The sequence below is a fragment of the Corynebacterium guangdongense genome, from assembly GCF_030408915.1.
Taxonomy (GTDB): domain Bacteria; phylum Actinomycetota; class Actinomycetes; order Mycobacteriales; family Mycobacteriaceae; genus Corynebacterium; species Corynebacterium guangdongense.
This window is the reverse complement of the sequence record NZ_CP047654.1, coordinates 1,791,369-1,808,053: the sequence shown is the minus strand read 5'-3', so window position 1 is coordinate 1,808,053 and position 16,685 is coordinate 1,791,369. Positions and strand designations below refer to the sequence as shown.

Below are 16,685 nucleotides of genomic sequence, written 5' to 3'. Positions count from 1 at the left end.
ACTTCGCTTGTGGGGCTAGTGAGGGATTCCCTCGATGCGATCCGCGACCAGCAGGGCGGTCGGGAAGATGTCGAGGACCTCGGACACCAGGATAGTGCCGGAGAAGCTGCGGCCGGTCAGCCGGTCGGTCCACTCACCCTTGGGCAGGGTCAGGGTGGTTTCACGCCAGCCGTCATGCTTGGCCAGCTTCCACGGCCGACGGGTGGCCAGGGCGACGACCGACAGCTCATCCGTGGACGGGGCGTTGGCGTAGCCGCGGGCCATGCCGACGAGCTGCCCGTCGGCGGGCCCCTCCGCGAAGACGGCCTGGTAGTCACCGTCGCCGAAGATGTCCGGGAACTCCCGGCGCACCTTGAGAGCCTCGTGGAGGACGTGAAGCTTCGCCAGGTCCGGCTGGGCGAAGATGTGCGGGTACCAGGAGTTCAGGGTGCGGGCCTGGTCCTGGTGGCCCTCCGGGAGCCCGTCGCGGGCGGTTTCCGCGGCCCGGCACCAGTCGTAGCCCTGCGTGAGCAGCTCCAGCGTCTGGGAGCGGGCCGTGTAATCGACGAAGCGGCGGTTGTCCGGGTCGACCAGGGAATCGTCGAAGAACTCCTGACCCTGGTAGACGTCCGGGATGCCCGGGCCGATGATCTGCAGCATCTTGCGGCCGAGGGAAATGAGCACCGCGCCGCGGTGGACGGGTTGCAGGAAACGGGTGATCTCGGTGGTCAGCGGCCCGTCGGCCAGCGCGTCAAGCCAGTCGGTGATGGCGTCCTCGAACTGCTGATCCGGATCGAACCAGCTGGTGCGCACCGCGGCCTCACGCATGGCCTTGACGGCGTACGCGCGGACCCGTTGTTTGAGGCTCTCACTGAACTCGCCGTCGACCGGCCAGACGCCGATGAGGTTCTGGAGGAGGAAATGACCGGCGGCGGCGTCGGGCGCGGGCACCTGGGCGGTGACGCGGCGGACGATCTCGCCGAAGGCGTTGGGGTGCTCGGTCAGTTCGATGATGCGGGCGCGGACGTCCTCGGAGCGCTTGGTGTCGTGGGTCGACAGCGTGGTCTGGGAACGCGGCCACAGGTTCGCGCGCTCCTGCTGGTTGAGGTGGAACTCCGCGGGGGAGAGGCCGAAACGGCCCGGGGCGCCACCGACCTCCTGTAGCGCGATGAGTCGGCAGGCGCGGTAGAAGGTGGTGTCCTCCACACCCTTGGCCATGACGGCGCCGCAGACCTGGGCGAAGCGGATCTTGGCCTCCCCGCCGACGAGCAGGGCGGCGGAAATGAGGTCGAGGGCGTCGCGGCGGGAGGGGAAGCGGCGGGCCATCTCTGCGACGTTGGTGGCGGTCACCCGCGACAGGGAGAGGTAGTCGGCGCGGTAGACCGGGGTGGCCGCGACCAGCTCGATGATGGTGCCGGTCAGGTCCTCGTCGCTGACGGAATGGCCGGCGGTGGAGAAGTTGTCGCGCCGGATGGCACGGACCAGCCGGCGGATCTCGGCGGCCAGCTCCGCTGCGGCGACCTCCCGCTTGAGCTGCTGCTCGGTGGCGACGAAACTCTCCTCGTCCCAGGTGGACCCGGACTGCTGGAGCGCGAGGATGGACATGGAGTCCTCCGCGTCGCGGTTGATGAAGATGCCGTCGAACTCACGCAGCGCGTCGTAACCGGTGGTTCCGTCCACAGCCAGTCGCGGGTCGAGCGGCTCGGTCTCGGCCAGGATCTTCTCTGCGATGAGCCAGCGGTCCGGACCGATCACGTTGCGCAGGCGGTTGAGGTACTCGAAGGGATCGGAGAGACCGTCCGGGTGGTCGACGCGGACGCCGTCGATGAGATCCTCGGCGATGAGCGTGCGCAGGATGCGGTGGGTGTGCTCGAAGACGAGCGGATCCTCCTGGCGGATGCCTGCCAGTTCGTTGACGGAGAAGAAGCGGCGGTAGCTGATGACGCCGGCGCGCCAGTACATGAGTTTGTAGCACTGTTTTCCGTATACCTCGACGGGGTCGTCCTCGAGGCCCTCGCACGTGCCGGGGCGGATCGGGTATTTGTGCTCGTAATAGGCCAGGACGATCTCGTCCAGGTCCTCGTCGTGCTCGAGCGCCAGCTTGTCCTCGTCGTCGGGGCTGCCGAAGACCGGGAGACCGAGCTTGCCGTCGGCCCCGTTGTCCTCGTGCCAGTCGATGTCGAAATAGGTCTCGAACTCGGAGTCCCGCCCGTTCTTGAGGACGTCCCACCACCACTTGTTGCGTTTCGGCACGGCGACCGAGAGGTGGTTGGGGACGATGTCGATGATCAGCCCCAGCCCCGCTTCCCGGGCGACCTCGGCGAGGGTGCGAAGTCCCTCCATGCCGCCGAGTTCGGGGTTGATTTCGGTCGGGTCAATGACGTCGTAACCGTGGTTGGACTCCGGCTGCGCGGTGAAGATCGGGGAGAGGTACAGGTGGCTCACTCCGAGCTTCTGCAGGTAAGGGACCAGATCGGCGGCGTCCTGGAACGTGAAGGCACGTTCCATCTCGTCGGCCTGCGGGCCACGCAGCTGCAGGCGGTAGGTTGCGGTGATCGGACGGCGCATGATGAACCAGAACTCCCAGGGTCGTTAGCTTGATCTGTGCACGTGGCTCGGCCACGAGGTCGTACCAACAGTCTAGGAAAAACCTGAGTCTCAGGTCGCCGCCACGACCGGGAAGCCCTCCCGCCAGGCGAGAACCCGGCCACCGGGGCCGATCGCTGCCCTGGATGTATAGGCCACCACCCGGCCGCCGTCACGCAGCGCGAACAGCGGGGCTGGACAACCCAGCAGCCCCGCCACATGGCGCATCATGACGGTGAACGTTTTCGGGTGGGCGAGCCAGCCGGAGGCCGCCGAACCGTCGACCGCGACCTCGAGGCCGCCGGCGGCGGGGCGGGTGAAGAAACGCAGGCCGTCCGCGGAGGAGGCCAGCGCCAGCAGATTATGCGCCGCCCCGTTCCAGGCGGCATGCTCGCTCAGCCCCGACCTGCCCAGACTCGTGCAGCTCAGCGGCTGGGTCCCGGCCACGATGACCGCGCAGAAGTCGCGGGACAAGGACACCTGAGCGACGTCGCGAGGGACGTCGGCGGCGGGGTACAGGGCGAGCAGCAGTGGCGGTGATGCGACGGGCGCAGTCATGGGGCGGCTACCTCCGGTCGGGGAAGTTCAAGGAGACGACACCTTCTTAGACTGCGGCGGAAGCCACGGGGTTCCCGTCAGAAGGGAGGTTCCTCGTCGAGTTCTAGCAGACCCAGCAGCTTCTCGCCCGGCCAGATCTGAATTTCCTGCCCCTTGGCCTGGTATTCTTCCGCCTTCTTCTCCTTGGAGGTTTTCGTCGCCCAGGTGCCCACGACGAGAATCGTCGTCTTCTTGGTGACGTTCTTGCCCACCTCGCCGCCGCGTTCGGCGATGCCGGCCCAGATCTGGCCCTTGTCGAAGGGCTCAAAGTCACCGGTCAGGGTGACGTGCTGCCCGAAGAGCGGGTTGTCGGGGTCGGCGGCGGCGTTGGGCTCCGGAATCTCGTCCGGGGTTGCCACCGACTGCCACGGGGCGGGGCCTCGGCGACGCGAGGACTGGCCGCTCTCCTCGGCGACCTGCTCCTCGGTGACGACCGGTGGCTCCGCGGTGGCGGCGTCGCGGAAGTCCGTGCCCGCTCCGCCCTCGCCCGCGGAGGTCTCGCCGGCCGCCTGCAGCGCGCGGCCCGCGCCGGAGCGGTCCAGCAGCACCGGGATGACCGGGTCGGAGCTGACCTGTCCCAGCGTGAAACCGGCCGCGTGGAACTGCTCCATCAGCGGACCACGCTCGGCGAGCGCAACGAGGATTCCGGCGGTGCGGCCCGCGTCGTCAAGCTCGCCCTCGACGCCGTAGTGCTTGGCGACGGCGGCCAACCCGTGGTCGGGCAGCTCCGGTTGCGCGGCGCGGACGAGCGCCAGGGTGCAACCGAAAGAGATCTCCGGGAGCTCGACACCGGAGGCGAGGGCGGCCCTGCGCAGCGCGGAAGCCTGGAAGTAGGCGTTGTGCGCGACCAGAGGCAGGTCCCCGATGAAGTCGAGGACCTCGGGCAGCACCTCGCCGACCCGGGGCCGGCCCTCGACATCGGCTGCCGTGACGCCGTACCAGCTGACCGTGTCAGGCTCGAACTCGTCGACGCCGACGGGGGGCTGGACCAGGTAGGTCCGCCTTTCCTCGGCGACGCCGTCGATGAGCCGGGTCAGCTCGATGCGGCACACCGAACCCCAGTCGGGGTTGGCCGTGGCGATCGACATCGCGACGGCGTTGAGTCCGACGACGCCCGCCTCTGCGGGAGCCGCACCCGTGCGCGCGGCGGTCACGTGATCGGCGAACCGCTGCGCCTGGACCTCCTGGTTGGGGGAGAAGTACACCGTGACGTCCGGGCCGAGCAGGCGTACCCAACCCAGGTCAAAGGCGGTCGGGGCGTGGACCTGGACGTCGGTGATCTCTGAGATCGCGATGTCACGCCGGGAACCGGACGTGATGTCGTCGCCGTCGACGTCGTGGCCGCGCAGAGCGGCGGCCAGCCCGGAGTAGTTGATGCGGACGGCGTCATTGTCCACCGTCAAAGTGGTGCCGTGGGCGTCGATCACAGGGTTCCCGCTCCTTACTTCTTCTTTTTGGCGCCGGTCTCGTCGGTAGTGCCGGTCGTACCGGTCGTCTTGGGGTCGCCGGCTGCGCCGCCGGTCGTACCGATGTCACTGGTGGTCTCACCCGCGTCAGGGTCCTCCTCGGCGGCAGCGGCAGTTCCTCGTGCCGCCGCCGACGCGGCCTTCGGTTCCGACTCCGGGGTGGCCTCCGGTTCCGGTGCAGTCTCCGGGGCAGTCTCGGGTTCGGATTCGCCGTCAGTCCCGGGTTCCTCCTCCGCGAGCGGCGCGGTGTTCCGGGCGTCTCCCCCGAGGTGGTGACCGAGGTCCTGATGGACGGTCGCCGGGGCTTCGACTTCGGCCGCCTGCGAATCGACGTCGGCGTCGGCGGCGGCGGCCTTGACCGGCTCAGCACCGTCATGCAGTGCGTGGCCGGCGAGACGCTGCTCCTTTTCCTCTTCGTAGTGCTCGAAGTCGGGCTTCTCGACCTGCTTGAGGACCATCGTGGAGCGGGCCGGGACGATCAGCTTGCCGGCGGCGTCGATGATGGCGGCGTCGGCGGGGTAGCCGATGGCTTCGGTGGTGTCGATGAGCAGCTGCCACTTGGTGCCGAGGTAGCGCGGCGGCAGCGTGAACTCGATCTCCTCGTAGTGTGCGTTGAACATCATGAGGAAGGAGTCGTCGACGATCTCCTGGCCGCGCATGTCGTTTTCGGTGATGGCGTCGCCGTTGAAGTAGACCATCATCGACTTGCCGAAGTAGAAGTCCCAGTCGTCCTGGGTCATCATCGTGCCGTCCGGGGACAGCCAGGCGATGTCACGGTCGCGGACGTCGGAACCCAGCGGGCCGCCGGAGAGGAAGCGGCGGCGGCGGAACACCGGGTGGGACTGACGGATGTTGATGAGGCGGCGGGTGAACTCGTGGAGATCCTTGTTGGTCTCCAGCTGCTGCCAGTTGATCCAGGCCAGCTCATTGTCCTGGCAATAAACGTTGTTGTTGCCGTTCTGGGTGCGACCCATCTCGTCGCCGTGGCTGAGCATCGGGGTGCCCAGGGAGAGCAGGAGAGTGGTGAGGAAGTTGCGGCGCTGGCGGCCGCGGAGCCGGAGAATGTCTTCGTCGTCGGTGGGGCCCTCGACGCCGTGGTTCCAGGAGCGGTTGTGGGATTCGCCGTCGCGGTTGTCTTCCCCGTTGGCCATGTTGTGCTTCTCGTTGTAGCTGACCAGATCGTTGAGGGTGAAGCCGTCATGGGCGGTGACGAAGTTGATCGACGCAGTCGGGCGGCGGTCGTTGTTGGCGTAGAGGTCCGAGGAGCCGGTGAGGCGGGAGGCGAACTCTCCGAGGGTGGCGGGCTCGCCGCGCCAGAAGTCGCGGACGGTGTCGCGGTACTTACCGTTCCACTCGGTCCACAGCGGCGGGAAGTTGCCGACCTGGTAGCCGCCCTCGCCGACGTCCCAGGGCTCCGCGATGAGCTTGGTCTGCGAGACGACCGGATCCTGCTGGACCAGATCGAAGAAGGTCGAGAGCCGGTCCACGTCGTTGAATTCGCGGGCCAGGGTGGACGCCAGGTCGAAGCGGAAACCGTCGACGTGCATTTCGGTGATCCAGTACCGCAGCGAGTCGAGGATCAGCTGCAGCGAGTGCGGATCGCGGACGTTGAGGGAGTTGCCGGTGCCCGTGTAGTCCATGTAGTGGAAGGGATCGCCGTCGACGAGCCGGTAGTAGGCCTCGTTGTCGATGCCCCGGAAACAGATGGTCGGGCCCAGGTGGTTGCCCTCGGCGGTGTGGTTGTAGACCACATCGAGGATGACCTCCATACCGGCCTCGTGGTAGGTACGGACCATGGACTTGAACTCGGCGACGGCGCCGCCCGGCTGCTGATTGGCGGCGTAGTCCTTGTGCGGCGCGAAGAATCCGAAGGTGTTGTATCCCCAGTAGTTGCGCAGTCCGAGATCGCGCAGACGGTCGTCCTGGAGGAACTGGTGCACCGGCATGAGCTCGATCGCGGTGACTCCGAGATCCTTGAAGTACTCGATGACCGAGGGGTGCGCCATGCCGGCGTAGGTGCCGCGCATCTCCTCGGGGACGTCGGGGTGCGTCATCGTCGTGCCCTTGACGTGGGTTTCGTAGATGACGGTCTCGTTGTAGGGGATTTTCGGCGCGCGGTCGTCGGCCCAGTCGAAGAAGGGGTTGATGACCACCGAGGTCATCGTGTGGCCGAGGCTGTCGTCCTCGTTGCGTCCGGTGCCCGGGTGCTCGGCGTGGATGTCGTAGGAGAAGAGGGAGGCGTGACCGTCGAATTCCCCGTCGTAGGCGCGGGCGTACGGGTCGACCAGCAGCTTGTTCGGGTCGCAGCGCTTGCCGGCGCCCGGGTCGTAGGGGCCGTGGACGCGGTAGCCGTAGCGTTGTCCCGGCTGGATGGCGGGGAGGTAGCAGTGCCAGACGTAAGCGTCGACCTCCACCATGTTGACGCGCTGCTCGTTGCCGGCCTCGTCGATCAGGCAGAGTTCCACTTTCTCCGCCACGTTGGAGAAGAGGGCGAAGTTGGTGCCTGCGCCGTCATACGTGGATCCGAGGGGGTAGGACTCGCCCGGCCAGACTTGACCGGTGTACTCGTTAGCTGTCGTCATGGGACCAGAGTCTAGCGGGGCTCTCAGTCATTGGTGGTAGTCAGTCTCGCCACGTCAACGCGTCCAGCAGGAGCCTCACCCCGGGGTCGGAGGTCTCTGCGCCGCTTGTCGACGCACCGTCGCCCGACAACAGCTCCCGGTTCTGCAGGGCCGCCTGCTCGAAGGTCGTCGCGCCGAAGACCTGGTGGAGGAGTGCCTGCGCGCCGGCGTGGGCGGTGGCGGCGTCGAGCCCGATTCCCACCAGTTCCTCCGTGAAGGCGTCCACAATTCGGGGGCGGAGGGTGGAATCGGGCTGGGTCATCGCCGCCATCACCAGTTCCGCTCCGTCGCGGTGGGACAGCAGTGCCTGGCGCAGCGCCGCGCACGAGCGGGCGATCGTCACTGCCGGGTGGTCGGCGTCCACGGCGGGTGCGCCGTCGAAGTCGGCCTGGTCGGCGGAGTCGAGGATGCGTTCGGCGATCGCCGAGATGAGTTCCTGCTTGTTCTTGATGTGCCAGTACAGGGCCCCCGGAGCGACCTCGAGGGTGGAGGCGACCCGACGCATGGTCATGTCGGCGAGCCCGTAGCGGTCGAGAATGTCCATGGCTGCCACGACGATGGAGTCCACACTTAATTGCACGACGCTCAGCCTAGCCCAGCCATCCCTCGCCGCCGTCGTCGCCCGTGACGCCGGAAAATGGATCGGCACTCACAGGGAACTATGATGTGGCAGGAGGTTGGGCGCGCAGATTCGTTGCTAAGGTGACTCTGCATTGCCACTGACCGGTCCAATTGACGCCGACGCTGTCCGTGACGTGCGCTGAATGAGAGTCGACAGAATGCTAGGAGATTTTTCGTGACGATCGTTTCGACGATGCCGACCGCCCAGAAGGTGTTCGCTGCCCTGGCGATCGCCGCCCCGCTGATGCTTGTCGCCTGCGGGTCCAACGAGGCTGACTCCGACTCCAGCTCCACCGCCGCAGCCGGTTCGGCAAGCGCCGTGACCAGCACGTCGGCACCCGAAGCGGCTCCGGAGGAATCCGCCGCCGGGCCCGAAGACGGCGACAACGGGACCGAAGATGAGGAGGCCCTGGCCTCTGCGACCCCGAAGTCGGGGAAGGGCACCGTAGTGCCGACCGTCCCGAACGCGCAGGGCGCCAACGCCGGGGCACAGCAGACCCTCGCCAACCCCTTCGAGGAGGGTGAGCAGCTCGAGGGGGTGGTCCAGGAACCTGTCGCTGGCGGCGTTCCGGCCAGTCAGGAGGACGCGGACGCCATCAACGGCCTGGTCCGCGGCATTTACGAGCAGTCCACGCTCAACAGTCTGGTGCAGTACGTGCCGAACAACACCTGCGAGGCCGTCCTGGCCCAGTCGGACCTGGATCCGAATCACAACACCCAGGGCGTTCCTGACATGCCGCTCGACCAGATCCCGCAGTTCCAGCAGGCGCAGCCGAGCGTCGACGCGGTCGAGAATCTCAGTGTCGCCGGCGACAGGGCCTCCGCAGACGTCACTGTCACGTCCGGTGGCCAGACTGACACGTCCGTCATGCGTTTCCTGCGTGAGGACGGTCGCTGGAAGTTCTGCTCCTCCGCCGTCTAGTCACCCTCCGGCCGCTGCGGGCGTGCCGTGTAGCCTGAGTGCTCATGACAGGCACCGCCACCAGTTCGACGTCCGCAACCCCGTACCGCCGCTCCGGCCCCGTCCCCCGGGGCGTCGGCACCGGTGCGGGGTTGCTTGCCGTCTCCCTGCTGGTCTACTCCGCGCTCGGCGCTATCTGGGGTGCGCTGCGTCCGCCAATCCGCGGCACGCATCTGGAGGAGGGGGCGGTCTCGCTGGATCCCACCAGCAGCGCCGAGTTCTCCTCGTTCATCACCTTTGCGCTGACCACCGCAGTGGTGGGAGCGATTTTCGGCGTGTTCGCCTACGTGCTGAACCCCGGGGCCCGGGGGCTGCGCATGCTGCTGTGGCTGCTGGTTGTCGTGCTCGCGGGGGCGGGCTCCTTCCTGGCGGTGGGGGACCTGGTGGGAACGGCCCTGCACTCGACGGTGGTCAATCCCGATGATCTCGCTCCCGGCGAGGAGGTCATGCTGATGCCCAGATTCAACCCCGGGATCGCGTGGCTGGCGTCCCCTTTCCTGGCGGCGTTGTCCTACTGGCTGTGTCTGGCGCTGAGCGTTCGCCAGGAGGGGTGAGGCGCGTCTCGCCATATCGTGCGGGGCACCACTGAATGGGGTAACTGTGGAGGCGGGAGCTGTGTCTTCTGTCCTATTGCAGTAATAAGTACGGAAATAGCAGTAATAATAGGGAATGCGAGCCGCTGCGGCAGTTGATGGGTAGTCGTTCAAGCGGCTCAAGAGAAAACTCCTGAGTTCGCGTGAGAAAAGGATCTCCCCCATGGACCTCGTGGCAAACCCCGACTTTCCCCTCTGGTTGCGAGCATCGCACCTGATCAACTTCATTCTCATCGGTATGCTCCTGCGTTCCGGCGTGGAGATGCTGTCCTCTCTGCCTCGGTTGTGGTGGCGCAATGACTGTGCCCCGGGCACGGAATGGCTGCGTTTCACCCAGCGCAAGCTGCCCAAGGAGGAGGGCGTCTACACCTCGCTGATGGACGAGAAGTCCGTCTCACCGATCTGGTCCCTGCCCGGTCGCGAGAACATCGGCTTGGGCCGTCACTGGCACGGGGTGTCGGTCATGCTCTGGGTGCTCAACGGCATCGTCTACGTCACCCTCCTTTTCGCCACCGGGCTGTGGCGCCGCATCATCCCCACCTCCTGGGACGTTTTCCCGCAGGCGTGGGAGTCGGCCCTGATCTACCTTTCTCTGGATGTCCCGTCCATCGAGCATTTCTCGCCCTACGACGCGCTGCAGATGCTCGCCTACACTTTCGTCATTTTCATTCTCGCCCCGTTCATGATGCTGACCGGCGTCGCCATGTCCCCGGCCGTGCGTTCCCGCTACACGTGGTACGTCAAACTCTGGGGCGGCCACCAGGGTGCCCGTTCGTTGCACTTCATCGGCATGGTTCTGATGAGCGCTTTCATCGTCGTTCACGTCGGTCTGGTCTTCTTCGTCCATGGCCCGCACAACTGGATGCACATGGCCTTTGGCGCGGAGTATGACCCGGCGTACGTCGCGCAGGCCTTCACCACCATCGTCGCCACCGTCGTTGTGGTGATCCTCTTCTGGATTGGCCTGTCCTACTGGTCCCTGGCCGACCGCGCCCGCGCGCAGCGCGTCACCGCCGGTATCTCCGAGATCGGCCGCAAGATCTTCCTCAACTGGATGCGCCCGCGCAGCGCTAGGCAGAACTCTTTCACCGACGCCGACATCTCCGAGTTCCACTGGACCAACGGCCTGCCTCCCACGGAGGATGAGTCCGCGTACTGGGTCCAGCAGCGCGACAACGACTATGAGGACTACGAGATCACCCTCGGTGACGACATCAACCAACGCTCCAGGGTCGTCACCCTCGAGCAGATCAGGACGCTGGCGCAGACCTCCTACATCGCCACCCACACCTGCATGCAGGGCTGGTCGGCCACGTCCCGGTGGACGGGGGTGCGCCTGCGCGACCTCATGCCGTTGCTCGGGGAGCGCCCGGAGGGCGCCAACTTCCTCATGATCGAGTCCTACGGGCTGGCGCAGAAGATGTACGACAACCGCCCGCGCGAGCCCTTCTACGCGGTCATCGACGCGGCCACCGCCGAGGAGGACGATTCGATTCTCGCCTACGAACGCAACGGCGCGCCCATTGACAATCACCTCGGAGCCCCGGCCCGGCTGCGGGTCGAATCCAACCACGGCTACAAGGCGGTCAAATGGGTCTCCCGGATCGCCTGGATCCACGATTACGCGGATTACGGCGACGGGCGTGGCGGAACCCGCGAGGACTCGGCCCTGCAGGCGTTCAACGGTCGTATTTAAGGGTGCTACATTGACCGACATGGCTCACATCACCTCCACCACCTACCCAGTCACCGGCGTCGCCACCGACGCCGACGTCAAGAAGGCGCTCCAGGCGCTGTACGACGTCTTCGCGGAGCAGGGGTTGGGTCAGGCGACCTTCGAGATCACCGAGGAGCAGGCCCGGGTGATCATCAAGCACAAGGACACCGTCACCCCCGACGTCGATGCGCTGAATGACGTGCTCGCCAGGGTCGGCGACTTCCGCATCGGCAGGTAGTCCCGCCCGGCCGGCACCCTCCCGGGGGTGTCGCCACGATTTCCGGGGTACCCAATTTGCCGCCGAACGAGCAGCGCACCGCTTCGTTCCTTGTTATGCTGGCCGGACTCAATCGCTTGAACAATCAGGAGTTCCGCCGGTGTTGTCTGTTAACCGAACCAAGAAGTCTCTCGTCGCCCTGCTGGTCGGCGCCCCGCTGTCGCTGAGCCTGGTGGCCTGCGGCGCCAGTGCGGACAGCGAGGGGGACACCACCGCTGACGGGTCCACCGTCACGAGCACCACGGCGGCCCCGGCGTCGGAGAAGTCCGAGACTGCCGCGTCTTCGGAGTCGTCGGCGGAGTCGGAGGCGTCTGCGGCCGACGACAAGGAAACGGCCGGTGACGAAGAGGCGGCCGGCACCAAGGACAAGTCGCCGGCAGGGGAGAAGCCGGCTCCGGGCGCGAAGAGCGCCCCATCCGGCACCTCCGTCGCACTCAGTGACACCGCGCCGGATGTCCGAGCCGAGGGAACCACCGGTGACCCGGCCGCGGCCGCCGAGGTGGAGTCAGCGGTGCGCAACCAGTTCGACAGCGCCCACTACGCGAACATGGCAACCCTCTGGGACCACACCCAGCGCTCCACCTGCGCCCCCGCACTGCAGGCCTCCCAGCAGGAGGCCAAGGCGATGATGGCGCAGGAGCTTCCGGAAATGCAGGGTATGGACGTCTTCGCGCTCATGGAGGATCCGAACGTCGGCCCGGTCGTGCGCGAGCAGCTGGTCAACCAGCCGGCGCCGCCGGCGCCGACACTCAACAGCATCCGGAGCATCAACGTCGACGGTGACCAGGCCACCGCCCAGGTCAACTCCACGACGGACGGGCAGGCCGGCGATCAGACCCTCACTTTCGCCAACGAAGGCGGAACCTGGAAGGTCTGCGGCTAGCCGTCCTGGCCCGGCCACTCGACGGCGGTCTCCCCGGAGGCCTCCGTGCTGATCACGTCCACCGCGGCCATGACCTGACCCATCCCCACCGTGACCAGGTGCTTGAGCTGCGCCGCATTCTGTCCGGCGGAGAGGTTGACGGTGAATTCCATCCGCACCTGCAGTCCGTCCCGGTCCTTCTGGGTGAAGGACTTGACCAGGCTCGACTTGGCGTTGAAGTCGTTGCACACCAGGAAAAGCCGGAAGCGGTCCGCGTTCGGGTCCGCCTCCACCTCCCAGAAGGCGCGGATGAGCAGGCTCGGCCCGTTGTCGAGGTAGAACGCGAAGAGCACCCCGTTGATCCAGGCGAGCACCAGGTCGTCCACGACCTGCTGCTTCTCGATGCCGGCCGCCGTCAGCGACGCCTGGACATGCTCGACGACGACCTCCCTCGGCGACGCGCCGACCCCAGCCTCCAGGAACTCCTGGCGCGTGGCCGCCGCCGTCCGGGCCCGGGACTGTCCCGAGGGGTGGGCGGCCCGGGACGCCGCCTCCTCGGCGCTGATGGGGGCGGGGAGGCCTTCGTCGGGTCGCGGCAGCCCGTCCAGCACGCCACGTACCGCGTCGTGGTCCTGGCGGTTGCGTATTTCCGTGGCCACCTGGCTGTCCTCGGTCGCCAGCTGCGGGAATTGGCTGATCATCTCCCTGGTGAGCAGCACGCTGGTGTCCACGCCCAGCTCCACGGCGGTGGCCAGCTGTTCGTCGCTCAGCCCCAGGTCGATGATGACGGCGGAATGGGCCCGGAACTGCACGTGGGTGTTCAGGACGTCGCCCTGCAGCGCCATCGTCACGGTGGGGTCCAGGCGTTCCTGGTTCCAGGCGTTGAGGACCTCGGCGACCTTCGGCATGTCCGCCATCTCCAGGCGCTGGCGCAGCACCATGTCGAACCTCAGCGTCGCCGGCTCCGAGGGGCGGGTGGGCATCAGCCGGCGGACGACGAGGATGTGGTCGTTCCAGGGGACGACCAGCCGGTCCTCCCCGTAGAGGCAGTGCAGGCCGAGGGCGCTGAGTGCGACGGCGACGCGGGGGAGCGTGACCGGACGGCTCGGATCGTCGCCCGACGGCGTGGTGCTTGAACGTCGTCCCATTGCCGGTGACCTCCTCCAGGGTGAAGCTTCTGTTCCGAGTGTAGGGGCACGCCGCGGATCCGCCGGCAGGACACCGAGATGTGGCCCACCGGGCGGGGGCGATAGAATGGGGTCTAGTCCTTTTATCCGTCGGTACGTATCCGGAGGCACAGTCAGCATGCTCACCACCATTGATCTGCGCGGTCACGCTCCCTCGAAGTCGGAGTTGCGGCGCGTTCTGCCCCGCGGTGGCACTGACGTCAACGCCGTCATCCCCACCGTCGCCCCCATCGTGGAGGCGGTCCGTGAGGGCGGCGCCGCCGCGGCCCTCGATTACGGCGAGAAGTTCGATCACGTCCGTCCGGAGGCCGTGCGCGTCCCTCGGGAGGTCATCGCCGCCGCGGTCGACACGCTCGACGCGGAGGTCATTGACGCGCTGAGGGAGTCGATCGCCCGCATCCGCAAGGTCCACGCGGAGCAGAAGCCGACCCCGCACACCACCACGCTGGGGCAGGGGGCGACGGTCACCGAGGTGCACATCCCGATCGACCGCGTCGGTCTCTACGTCCCGGGCGGCCAGGCCGTGTACCCCTCCAGCGTCCTGATGAACGTCATCCCGGCGCAGGAGGCCGGCGTCGGCAGCCTCCTGGTGGCGACCCCGCCGCAGGCGGAGTTCGCCGGCCAGCCGCATCCGACGATTCTGGCCGCCTGCCACCTGCTCGGCGTCGAGGAGGTCTGGGCGGTCGGCGGCGCCCAGGCCGTCGCGCTGATGGCCTACGGCGACGACGCGGAAGACCTGGAGCCGGTCGACATCATCACCGGCCCGGGCAACATCTTCGTCACCGCCGCCAAGCGCCTGGTCAACGGTGTCGTGGGGATCGACGCCGAGGCGGGCCCCTCCGAGATCGCCGTGCTCGCCGACGACACCGCCGACGCCGTCATGGTCGCCTACGACCTCATCTCCCAGGCGGAGCACGACCAGCTCGCCGCCTCCGTGCTCATCACCGACAGCGAGGAATTCGCCCGCGCCGTGGACAGGGAGATCGACGAGCGCTACACCGTCACCCTCAACGCCGAGCGCGTCAAGGAGGCGCTGACCGGTCAGCAGTCCGGCATCGTCCTGGTCGACGACATGGAGGCTGGCATCGCCGTCGCCGACGCCTACGCCGCGGAGCACCTCGAGATCCACACCCGGAGCGCCCGCGAGGTCGCCGAGCGCATCCGTCACGCCGGCGCCATCTTCGTGGGCAACTACTCGCCGGTCCCGCTGGGCGACTACGCCGCCGGCTCGAACCACGTTCTGCCGACCTCCGGCACCGCGGCCTTCAGCTCGGGGCTGTCGACGCACACCTTCCTGCGGGAAGTTAACCTGATCGAGTACGACGAGGTCGCCCTCAAGGAGATCGCCCCGCACGTCATCGCGCTGGCCGACGCCGAGGCCCTCCCGGCCCACGGCGAGGCCATCCGCGCCCGTTTCGAATCACTGCCCACCGAGAAGGACAACTGATAGTGACGACCCCCGAGTTCGCAGACGGCACCGCAGCGGTCGGAACCTCTCTGGACAGCCTCCCGCTGCGCGAGGAGCTGCGCGGCAAGTCCGCCTACGGCGCCCCCCAGCTGGAGGTCGCCAACCAGCTCAACACCAACGAGAACCCGTACTCTCCCTCGCAGGAGCTGATCGATGATCTCGTGGCGACCGTCGCCAAGCTCGCCCCCGAGCTCAACCGCTACCCGGAGCGCGACAGCGTCGAGCTGCGCGAGGCGCTGGCCGACTATGTGACCCGCCAGACCGGCGTCACGGTGACCAGGGACAACCTGTGGGCGGCCAACGGCTCCAACGAGGTGCTGCAGCAGCTGCTCCAGGCATTCGGCGGCCCGGGCCGCACGGCGCTCGGCTTCCAGCCCTCCTACTCGATGCACCCGATCCTGTCGGCCGGCACGCAGACGGAGTTCATCAACTGCCCGCGCGGGGCGGATTTCCGCATCGACACGGACGCCGCGTTGGCGGCCATCGCCGAGCACGCCCCGGACGTCATTTTCGTGACCACCCCGAACAACCCGACCGGCGACGTCACCTCGCTGGCGGACATCGAGAAGATCATCGCCGCGACCGAGGGCATCGTCATCGTCGACGAGGCCTACGCGGAGTTTTCCCCGTCCCCCTCGGCCGTGACCCTGCTGGAGAAATACCCTGCCAAGCTGGTCGTCTCCCGAACGATGAGCAAGGCCTTCGACTTCGCGGGCGGACGGCTGGGCTACTTCGTCGCGGCCCCCGCCTTCATCGAGGCCGTCATGCTGGTGCGTCTGCCGTACCACCTGTCCATGCTCAGCCAGGCGGCGGCCATCGTCGCCCTGCGCCACAGCGAGGACACCCTGGCCACGGTGCAGAAGCTCTCCGAGGAGCGCGAACGCGTCGCCGCCCGCCTCGACGAGCTTGGCTACAGCCGGGTGCCCAGCGAGTCCAACTTCATCTTTTTCGGGGATTTCCGGGACCAGCACGCCGCGTGGGAGGCTTTCCTCGAGCGCGACGTGCTCATCCGTGACGTCGGCGTCGCCGGCCACCTGCGCACCACCATCGGTCTGCCCGTCGAAAACGACGCCTTCCTCGCCGCGGCGGCGGAAGTCAAGGCCCTCAACCTCTAGACAATCAGGAGCTGCTCCTTCATGAGTGATCGCATCGGACGGTCCACCCGCACCACCAGCGAGTCGGACATCCAGGTCGAGATCAACCTCGACGGCACCGGACAGGTCGACGTCGACACCGGCCTGCCGTTCTTCGACCACATGCTCAACGCCTTCGGCACCCACGGCGCCTTCGACCTGACGGTCAAGGCCCAGGGCGACACCGAGATCGACGCGCACCATACCGTCGAGGACACCGCCATCGTCCTGGGCGAGGCGCTTCTCGACGCCTTCGGCGACAAGAAGGGCATCCGCCGCTTCGGCCAGCGCCAGTTGCCGATGGACGAGACCCTCGTCGAGGCCGTCCTGGACATCTCGAACCGCCCCTACTTCGTCATGAACGGCGAGCCGGAGAACATGGACTGGCAGGTCATCGGCGGCCACTACGCCACCGTCATCAACCGCCACTTCTTTGAGACCCTGGCCTACAACTCCCGCATCACCCTGCACATCAACGTGCACTACGGTCGCGACCCGCACCACATCACCGAGGCCGAGTACAAGGCTGTCGCCCGGGCGCTGCGCGAGGCCACGGAGGCAGATCCGCGGGTGAGCGGTGTTCCCTCCACCAAGGGAGCGCTCTAACCCCATGGACG

The 16,685-nt window shown here is 67.2% G+C and carries 14 protein-coding genes; 8 read left to right on the top strand and 6 right to left on the bottom strand.

The window, feature by feature from the left end; translation table 11 throughout:
* Positions 1–15 precede the first annotated feature (15 nt).
* The 5 genes from treY to CGUA_RS08535 form a co-directional block, all read right to left on the bottom strand.
* Positions 16–2,547, bottom strand: a complete 2,532-nt coding sequence (gene treY, locus CGUA_RS08555; protein WP_290194716.1) for a malto-oligosyltrehalose synthase — start codon at positions 2,545–2,547, stop codon at positions 16–18.
* Between the two features lie 90 nt (positions 2,548–2,637).
* Complete coding sequence (locus tag CGUA_RS08550; RefSeq protein ID WP_290194714.1) at positions 2,638–3,123, bottom strand: hypothetical protein; 486 nt, start codon at positions 3,121–3,123, stop codon at positions 2,638–2,640.
* A 77-nt stretch (positions 3,124–3,200) separates the two neighbouring features.
* Positions 3,201–4,589: an exonuclease domain-containing protein gene (locus CGUA_RS08545; protein ID WP_290194712.1), complete on the bottom strand. Its 1,389-nt coding sequence runs from the start codon at positions 4,587–4,589 to the stop codon at positions 3,201–3,203.
* Positions 4,590–4,603: 14 nt separating this feature from the next.
* A complete protein-coding gene (glgX, locus tag CGUA_RS08540; RefSeq protein WP_290194710.1) occupies positions 4,604–7,210 on the bottom strand; it encodes a glycogen debranching protein GlgX in 2,607 nt (868 codons plus the stop codon).
* A gap of 40 nt (positions 7,211–7,250) precedes the next feature.
* Positions 7,251–7,829 carry a TetR family transcriptional regulator gene (locus tag CGUA_RS08535; protein WP_290194708.1) on the bottom strand — a complete coding sequence of 193 codons (579 nt, stop codon included), beginning with the start codon at positions 7,827–7,829 and terminating at the stop codon, positions 7,251–7,253.
* A 216-nt stretch (positions 7,830–8,045) separates the two neighbouring features.
* Between CGUA_RS08535 and CGUA_RS08530 the strand changes: the two genes are divergently transcribed.
* The 5 genes from CGUA_RS08530 (at position 8,046) to CGUA_RS08510 (ending at position 12,301) form a co-directional block, all read left to right on the top strand.
* Positions 8,046–8,792 carry an Rv0361 family membrane protein gene (locus CGUA_RS08530; protein WP_290194706.1) on the top strand — a complete coding sequence of 249 codons (747 nt, stop codon included), beginning with the start codon at positions 8,046–8,048 and terminating at the stop codon, positions 8,790–8,792.
* 44 nt (positions 8,793–8,836) lie between these two features.
* Entirely contained in the window at positions 8,837–9,385 is a 549-nt protein-coding gene (locus tag CGUA_RS08525) for a hypothetical protein (protein WP_290194703.1), read from the top strand.
* A gap of 202 nt (positions 9,386–9,587) precedes the next feature.
* Positions 9,588–11,120 carry a molybdopterin-dependent oxidoreductase gene (locus tag CGUA_RS08520; RefSeq protein ID WP_290194701.1) on the top strand — a complete coding sequence of 511 codons (1,533 nt, stop codon included), beginning with the start codon at positions 9,588–9,590 and terminating at the stop codon, positions 11,118–11,120.
* Positions 11,121–11,139: 19 nt separating this feature from the next.
* Complete coding sequence (locus CGUA_RS08515) at positions 11,140–11,379, top strand: hypothetical protein (protein WP_290194700.1); 240 nt, start codon at positions 11,140–11,142, stop codon at positions 11,377–11,379.
* A 142-nt stretch (positions 11,380–11,521) separates the two neighbouring features.
* Positions 11,522–12,301, top strand: coding sequence for a hypothetical protein (locus CGUA_RS08510; protein ID WP_290194698.1), 780 nt, complete (start codon positions 11,522–11,524; stop codon positions 12,299–12,301).
* On the opposite strand, the gene CGUA_RS08505 is transcribed toward CGUA_RS08510, so the two are convergent.
* Positions 12,298–13,428 (bottom strand): YbjN domain-containing protein, encoded by a 1,131-nt coding sequence (locus CGUA_RS08505; protein ID WP_290194696.1) that lies wholly within the window; start codon positions 13,426–13,428, stop codon positions 12,298–12,300. The genes CGUA_RS08510 and CGUA_RS08505 overlap by 4 nt on opposite strands.
* Positions 13,429–13,585: 157 nt before the next feature.
* Between CGUA_RS08505 and hisD the strand changes: the two genes are divergently transcribed.
* The 3 genes from hisD to hisB are packed head-to-tail and all read left to right on the top strand — an operon-like array spanning position 13,586 to position 16,674.
* The gene (hisD, locus tag CGUA_RS08500; protein ID WP_290194694.1) at positions 13,586–14,914 is read left to right on the top strand and encodes a histidinol dehydrogenase; all 1,329 of its coding nucleotides are present in this window, start codon (positions 13,586–13,588) and stop codon (positions 14,912–14,914) included.
* 2 nt (positions 14,915–14,916) lie between these two features.
* Entirely contained in the window at positions 14,917–16,050 is a 1,134-nt protein-coding gene (locus CGUA_RS08495) for a histidinol-phosphate transaminase (protein WP_290194692.1), read from the top strand.
* Positions 16,051–16,071: 21 nt separating this feature from the next.
* Positions 16,072–16,674: an imidazoleglycerol-phosphate dehydratase HisB gene (hisB, locus tag CGUA_RS08490; RefSeq protein WP_290194689.1), complete on the top strand. Its 603-nt coding sequence runs from the start codon at positions 16,072–16,074 to the stop codon at positions 16,672–16,674.
* The last annotated feature ends 11 nt before the right edge of the window (positions 16,675–16,685 follow it).